The organism is Dactylosporangium sp. NPDC051485, assembly GCF_040682015.1.
Lineage (GTDB): Bacteria > Actinomycetota > Actinomycetes > Mycobacteriales > Micromonosporaceae > Dactylosporangium.
Genome location: NZ_JBFAZW010000215.1, coordinates 1 through 6,365, shown reverse-complemented (window position 1 = coordinate 6,365; position 6,365 = coordinate 1). Strand labels below are relative to the sequence as shown.

The 6,365-nt window shown below is 73.4% G+C and carries 9 protein-coding genes; 6 read left to right on the top strand and 3 right to left on the bottom strand.

Annotation, left to right across the window (positions count from 1 at the left end):
- On the bottom strand, positions 1 to 700 hold a 700-nt coding region (locus AB0M46_RS50685; protein ID WP_363348844.1), incomplete at its 3' end, for a M56 family metallopeptidase.
- Between the two features lie 40 nt (positions 701 to 740).
- Here AB0M46_RS50685 and AB0M46_RS50680 point away from each other — a divergent pair.
- Together AB0M46_RS50680 and AB0M46_RS50675 are read left to right on the top strand one after the other, a co-directional pair.
- On the top strand, positions 741 to 1,151 hold the full coding sequence (locus tag AB0M46_RS50680) for a BlaI/MecI/CopY family transcriptional regulator (protein WP_363348842.1): 411 nt from the start codon (positions 741 to 743) through the stop codon (positions 1,149 to 1,151).
- A 49-nt stretch (positions 1,152 to 1,200) separates the two neighbouring features.
- Positions 1,201 to 1,713, top strand: a complete 513-nt coding sequence (locus tag AB0M46_RS50675) for a hypothetical protein (RefSeq protein WP_363348840.1) — start codon at positions 1,201 to 1,203, stop codon at positions 1,711 to 1,713.
- 18 nt (positions 1,714 to 1,731) lie between these two features.
- On the opposite strand, the gene AB0M46_RS50670 is transcribed toward AB0M46_RS50675, so the two are convergent.
- Positions 1,732 to 2,043 carry a plasmid stabilization protein gene (locus AB0M46_RS50670; protein WP_363348838.1) on the bottom strand — a complete coding sequence of 104 codons (312 nt, stop codon included), beginning with the start codon at positions 2,041 to 2,043 and terminating at the stop codon, positions 1,732 to 1,734.
- A gap of 199 nt (positions 2,044 to 2,242) precedes the next feature.
- On the opposite strand from AB0M46_RS50670, the gene AB0M46_RS50665 reads away from it, so the two are divergent.
- Entirely contained in the window at positions 2,243 to 3,541 is a 1,299-nt protein-coding gene (locus AB0M46_RS50665; protein ID WP_363348836.1) for an NAD(P)/FAD-dependent oxidoreductase, read from the top strand.
- Positions 3,542 to 3,613: 72 nt separating this feature from the next.
- A complete protein-coding gene (locus AB0M46_RS50660; RefSeq protein WP_363348834.1) occupies positions 3,614 to 4,357 on the top strand; it encodes a phosphotransferase in 744 nt (247 codons plus the stop codon).
- A gap of 7 nt (positions 4,358 to 4,364) precedes the next feature.
- Here the strand turns inward: AB0M46_RS50660 and AB0M46_RS50655 are convergent, their stop codons facing one another.
- Positions 4,365 to 4,979 (bottom strand): SET domain-containing protein, encoded by a 615-nt coding sequence (locus AB0M46_RS50655; RefSeq protein ID WP_363348832.1) that lies wholly within the window; start codon positions 4,977 to 4,979, stop codon positions 4,365 to 4,367.
- Between the two features lie 87 nt (positions 4,980 to 5,066).
- Between AB0M46_RS50655 and AB0M46_RS50650 the strand changes: the two genes are divergently transcribed.
- Both AB0M46_RS50650 and AB0M46_RS50645 read left to right on the top strand, forming a co-directional pair.
- Positions 5,067 to 5,711: a hypothetical protein gene (locus AB0M46_RS50650; protein WP_363348830.1), complete on the top strand. Its 645-nt coding sequence runs from the start codon at positions 5,067 to 5,069 to the stop codon at positions 5,709 to 5,711.
- A gap of 29 nt (positions 5,712 to 5,740) precedes the next feature.
- A partial coding sequence (locus tag AB0M46_RS50645; protein ID WP_363348828.1) for an MFS transporter occupies positions 5,741 to 6,365 on the top strand: 625 nt, incomplete at its 3' end.

Sequence of the window (6,365 nt, the reverse complement as noted above, 5' to 3'; positions counted from 1 at the left end):
GGGCGGCGACGGCGGCGAGGGCGGCCGTGCCGATGGCATGGGCGACGGTACGGCGGGATCCCAGCGCCACCGCGGCCCGCTCGTCGGCGGCCCGCTCGACGAGGTAGTCGACGTGCCGGCCGGCCCACCACAGCGCGGGGTGCGCGGCCACGGCCAGCTCGGCGATGCGCACCAGCCGGTGGTGGCCCTCCGCCAGGTGGGCCCGCTCGTGGGCCAGCAGCGCCTCGAACTGCCGTTCGGTGAGCAGCTCCCGCATGCCCTCGGTGACCACGACGTGCCCGGGCCGTCCCGGCACCGCGAACGCGCCGGGCGTCGGGTCGGCCACCACGACCAGCGGGCCGGCCCCGGCGAGGGGCAGCAGCGCCAGCACCCGGCGTTGGACCTGCCAGCGGTACGCCACGGAGCCCACCACGGCGGCCAGCAGCGCCGCGCTGAGCCAGGGCACCCACGGCTCGGCCGCGGTGTCGCGCACCACCACGGCGCTGGACCACCCGAATGCCCGCCCGGCCGCGGGCACCTGGGCGGCCGCCTTCGCGGTGAACAGCGCCAGGTTGGCCGTGCTGGCCGCCGCGGCGACGAGGGCGGACCAGGCCACAGCCCGGGCGGCGGCGGACGGCGCGAGCCGGTCGGCCAGCAGTCGCACCGCGACGACGAGCAGCGGCGGGACGAGCAGGACGGAGCAGACGAAGTGGTCGAACACGGCTCACCACCTCCCGGGGCGCGATCGGTACAGTCTGGCGGTGAGCCCCGCACCCGTCACCGGCGACGACGACGGGACCGGCCGTGCGCGGCGGCGGCCCGGCCAGCTCGAGGCCGAGATCCTGACCATACTCGGGGCGGCCGCCGGGCCGCTGACCCCCGGCGAGGTGCGGGACCGGCTGGATCCGCAGGGCCGCCTGTCGTACAGCGCCGTGGTGACCACGCTGACCCGGCTGCACGAGCGCGGCGCGGTGCGGCGCGAGCGGGACGGGCGGGCGTTTCGCTACGGGGCGCTGAGCGACCCCGCCGGGCTGGTCGCCGACCGGATCAGCCGCCTGCTCGCCGCGCAGGCCGACCGGGCCTCGGTGCTGCGCCGTTTCGTGAGCAGCCTCACCGAGCAGGACGAGCGGCTGGTGCGCGAGCTGCTGCGGGAGCATCCCGAGCGCGATTGACGGCCGCCTCTGCTAACTTCCACACGGCTGTAGAAGTTGCGGAGGGCCGATGGCGGTGGTGCTGGACGACGTCGTCCTGGTGCTGCTGGCCGGCGGCCCGAGCAGCGCGTTCGAGCTGTGGCAGCGCCACGGCGACATCTTCGACGAGACCCGCCGGGTGGATCTGAGCCGGGTCATGATCAGCGTGAACCGGCTGGAGCGGGCCCGGCTGCTGCGCGTCGAGGTGCCGGCAACCGCCCGGCTGGGCAGCGGCAGCCGGCTGGGCTGCTGGCTCACCGCGGCCGGGCGCAGCCGCCAGGCCGCGTGGCTGTGCGCGGTCGGCCCGGACACCGACATCGACGACGTGTACGTGCGCGGCCTGCTCGCCGTCGAGGCGGCCGACGCGGCCACGTTCGAGGGCTTCCTCGCCGCCGGCCTCGCCGCGACCCGGCAGCGGATGCGCCGGCTCGCCGCGGCCGAGGACACCCGGCCGGCACACCGGGCCCGGACCTCCTACGACCAGGAGGTCACCCGGGCCCTGGCGCTGTGGCTCAACCAGCTGCCGGAGCAGCGCGCGGCGTGAAGCTCATCGACGTCGCTGTCAGTGCAGCGCCCGCACCAGCTCGGCCTTCGTCATCTTCGAGCGGCCCTTGAGGTTGCGGCGCTTGGCCTCGGCGTACAGCTGCTCCTTGGAACGATCGGACTGCTGCTGCTTGGCGCGAGCGGACGACGAGCGGCCGCCGGACGAGCCGCGGGAACCGCTGCGGGCCTCCCCCGACTCGGCGCGCTGCTTGTTGACGGTGCGCGCGGCGATCTCCTCGGCCCGGCCCGACGAGCGGCCACGCTCCTGCTCGCCTTCCTTGATGTGCTCGTACTGCCGTTCCCGCTTGTTGCTCCACGACTGCCGTGGCATGGCCTCCTCCTTCGCGTGCGTAGCTCTTTCCGCCATACCCACCCGGTGCCGGTTCAGTCCGCCGCCGTTTGAACGCGTCGACGGCGGGAAGCGCCGGCCCGACGGCGGCGTCCCCGTTGCAACGCGTCAACGGCGGGGAAGCGCCGGCCCGATGGCGGCGTCCTCGTTGCAACGCGGCGGGCGCGGGTAGGCGCAGCGCATGGCCAAGCCGCGTATCGTCATCGCCGGGGCCGGGTTCGCCGGCTACCAGGCCGCCCGTCAGCTGCTGCGCCGCTCCCGCGGGGCAGCCGAGGTGGTGCTGGTCAACCCCACGGACTACTTCCTGTACCTGCCGCTGCTGCCCGAGGTGGCCGGCGGCACGCTGAACCCGTGGCACGCGTGCGTGCCGCTGCAGGACACCCTGCCCGGCGTGCGACTCGTGCTCGGCGAGGTCGACGGGCTGGACCCGGCGGCACGGGCCGTGACGTACACCGGCGCGGAGGGCGAGCGGGGCACCCTCGGCTACGAGCGCCTGGTGCTCGCCGCGGGCAGCGTCACCAAGCTGCTGCCGATCCCGGGCATCGCCGACCACGCGCACGGCTTCCGCGGGATCGCGGAGGCGCTGTACCTCCACGACCACCTCATCAGCCAGATCGAGCTGGCCGACGCGGACGACGACCCGGCGCAGCGCGCGGCCCGGATGACGTTCGTCGTCGTCGGGGCCGGCTACACCGGCACGGAGGTGGCCGCGCAGGGGCAGCTGCTCACCGCCGCCGTGGCCGCCCGCCATCCGCGCCTGCGGGACACGCCGCCCCGCTGGCTGCTGCTGGACACCGCGGACCAGGTCCTGCCGGGGATGCGCCCGCGCATGGCCGAGGGCGCCGCAACGGTCCTTCGCTCCCGCGGCATCACCGTCGGCCTCGGCACGTCCATCCGCGAGGCGACCGCCGAGGGCGTGCGGCTGACCGACGGCCGGTTCGTGCCCTCCCGCACCCTGGTGTGGTGCGTCGGCGTGCGCCCGGATCCGCTGGTGGAGCAGGCCGGCCTGCCTACCCGCGACGGCCGGGTCGAGGTGGACACGCACCTGAACGTCCCCGGCCACCCGCAGATCTACGCCTGCGGCGACGGCGCGGCCGTGCCCGACCTGTACCACCCGGGCACCGACACGCCGATGACGGCCCAGCACGCGGTACGCCAGGGAAGGCTCGTCGCCCACAACATCGCGGCCTCCTACGGAATCGGCACCCGCCGCCCCTACCGGCACCGCAACCTCGGCTTCGTCGTCGACCTTGGCGCCCGCGACGCCGTGGCCGACCCGCTGCGCGTGCCGATGCGCGGGCTGCTCGCCAAGGCGGTCACCCGCGGCTACCACCTCAGCGCCTTGCCGGCCAACCGGTTGCGCACGGCGGCCGACTGGTTGCTGAGCGCCGCCTCACCCCGCCCGGGCGTCCAGCTGGGCCTGGTCCCCGGCCGGCTGGTCCCGCTCGAGACCAGCAACGTCGCGGCGGGCGTCCGGTAGCCGCGCGGGGCTGCGCGGCGCACCGATCGGACCGCGGCTAGGAACCCGAGGCGTGGCGCATAGGGTGGCCTCGTGTCGGGCGGAACTGCGTCTGCGCGGCCGTTGGGTGGCGGCCGGCTGACCGCCGGAATCGTACGGATCGGCGAGACAGTACGGCGGCCGGTGTCGTCGGCTTCGGCGTTCACCGCGACGGTGCTGTCACACCTGGCTCGCGCCGGATTTGACGGGGCACCGAGGTACCTGGGCCGAGATGATCTCGGCCGGGACGTTTTGACATTCCTGCCCGGTGACGTGCCGGCCAAGTGGCGTGCTTTCACCGACGAGCAGGTCATGCAGGCGGGAATGTTGTTGCGTCGCCTCCACGATGCGAGCCGAGGTCTTGCCGAACGTGTCGGCGGCGGGCCAGTGGTATGCCATCACGACCCCGGCCCGAACAACACCGTGTTTCGCGGCGGCAGGCCGGTCGCCTTCATCGACTTCGATTTCGCCGCGATCGGTGATCCGCTCGAGGACCTGGGTTACATGGCTTGGTCGTGGTGCATCTCGTCGAAGGCAACGCGGGGTGACGTGGCCGGTCAAGCGCGTCAGGTGCGCCTGCTGGCTGACGCCTACGGGCTTTCCGCCGATCAGCGTGGCCGGCTACCAGCAGCGGTGGTGGAGCGGTTAGCACGCAACGAACGTTTCTGGCAGGAGCGGGTCGTCCGCGACTCGGCTGGCCCTACCGGTCCTACTGCGACCGAGGTGTTGGCATGGACCCGGCAGGAGAAGGCCTTCGTGATGCGCAACCGTGGCCTGTTCGCAGCCAGCCTGGCATAGCAGGAGGCTACCCGATGTGCAGGTACACCAGCTGCCAGTTGCCGGCGATGACCTTGAGCAGCAGGGAAACGTGCGCGGCGCCGGCCCGGGCCGAGCACAGCGCCTCCCAGCGGCCGGTGCCGACCAGCCACTCGGCGTCGGCCAGCGCGGCGCGCTCCCCGTCCGTCAGGCCCGCGACGACCGCGTCGCGGCCCCGCGACGCCGCGCCGTGGCGCCACAGGGTCGCGTCGGCGGCGACGAGCTCCGGCAGGCGCGGGGCCGGGCCGGTGCGCAGCGCGTCGAGGAACGTGCCCAGCTCGTGCGCGGTCTCCTCGGTGGCGTCGATGGTCACCGGCTCGCCCTTGGCGATCGGGCGCCGGGCGACGTCGCAGCCGCGCTCGAAGTCCTGGTAGCAGGACGGGTCGGCGGCGTGGTTCACGAAGCGGGCCGGGGGCGGGTAGAGGTACCGCCGTCCACCGTAGCTGTGCACGAAGAGGTCCTCGCCGGGCGGCAGCGCGCGATATTCATCCTCGTCGAGGGGGTGCAGCCGGTAGGCGACGACCACCTCCCCCGCCGCGAAGTCCCGCGCCGCGTAGACGCCGCGGCCCGCAAGGGTCCCTTCGCCGATGGTCACCTCGTCCACCCGACCACGGTAGTTCGATCCGACCGGTACCGCTGTGCGTCCTGACGGGTGGATCGCAGCAGTGAACCCCATGTATACGATGTCGCCGTGACCTACCCCGGGGGACAGCCAGATCCACAGCAGCCGCACGGCGGCCAGCCGTACCAGCCGCAGCCCTACGAGCAGCCCTATCAGCAGTCGTACGAGCAGCCGCCCGTCTCCGGGGTGCCCTCCTACGGACCGCCGGTGTCGGGTCAGCCGTACGGGCAGCCGGTGTCGGGTCAGCCGTACTCGGCGCAGCCCTACGGGCCGCCCGGCGGCAGCACCCAGCGGGGCGGCAAGTGGGCCCTGCTCGGCCTCGGCTCGTTCCTGGCGCTCGTCCTGGTCATCGTCGGCGCGTACTTCACCTACCAGCGGGTCTTCGTGCACACCCCGAGCGAGGTCGTGCAGGCCTACCTCGATGAGGCCACGAAGGAGAACCCGGACGCGCACGAGATGGAGAAGTACCTCTGCAAGGACGAGGCCAGCAAGCTCGAGAAGGAGCTGGCCACCAGCAAGGACTCCTCCGGCAGGAGCGGGCGCAGCTCGGTCCTGGAATGGCACGTGACCGGCGAGTCCGTCAACGGCAGCACCGCGACGGTCTTCACCCAGTTCACCGTCAAGGACAGCAACAGCCGCACCGCGAACCACACCCTGAACCTGACCCTCGTCAAGGAGAGCCGGGAATGGAAGATCTGCGGCTTCGAGGTCTGACGACGGTCGTTCGCTGACGGCAGGCGGGGGTGAAGTCGCTCGTTGAGGCGGCCGTGCCGGCGCGGCTCGGTTCGGCGTACCGGTGGTTGCTGGCCTCGTCCTGGACGAGCAACCTCGGCGACGGGATCGCGCTGGCGGCCGGGCCGTTGCTCGTGGCCTCCCTGACCGGCAACGCGTTCCTGGTGTCGCTCGCCGCGCTGCTGCGCTGGGCGCCGCCGTTGCTGTTCGGGTTGTACGCCGGGGTGCTGTCCGACCGCCTCGACCGGCGCAGGATCGTCATGGTCGCGGACGGGCTGCGCGGCGTGGTGCTCGGCGTGCTGGTCCTGCTGATGCTCACCGACCGGCTGTCGGTGGCGGTCGCGCTCGTGGCGCTGGGGCTGCTGACGACGGGCGAGGTGTTCGCCGACAACGCCGGGCAGACGCTGGCGCCGATGCTGGTGCACCGCGACGACCTCGTGGTCGCCAACGCCCGGCTCCAGGCCGGCTACATCACGCTCAACCAGCTCGTCGGGCCCTCGCTCGGCGCGCTGCTGTTCGCGGCCGGGCGGACCTGGCCGTTCGCCGCCGTAGAAGTCGCCGAGCTGCGGCACGACCCGTTCCCCGTCGACCGTGCACTCGTCGACCCTGCCCGGGTAGAACGCCAGCCGCCCGCGG

Coding starts and splice junctions, on each gene's coding strand:
- AB0M46_RS50675 (WP_363348840.1), top strand. CDS start 1,201: ATGGCGGTGGTGCTGGACGACGTCGTCCTGGTGCTGCTGGCCGGCGGC.
- AB0M46_RS50670 (WP_363348838.1), bottom strand. CDS start 2,043: ATGCCACGGCAGTCGTGGAGCAACAAGCGGGAACGGCAGTACGAGCAC.
- AB0M46_RS50665 (WP_363348836.1), top strand. CDS start 2,243: ATGGCCAAGCCGCGTATCGTCATCGCCGGGGCCGGGTTCGCCGGCTAC.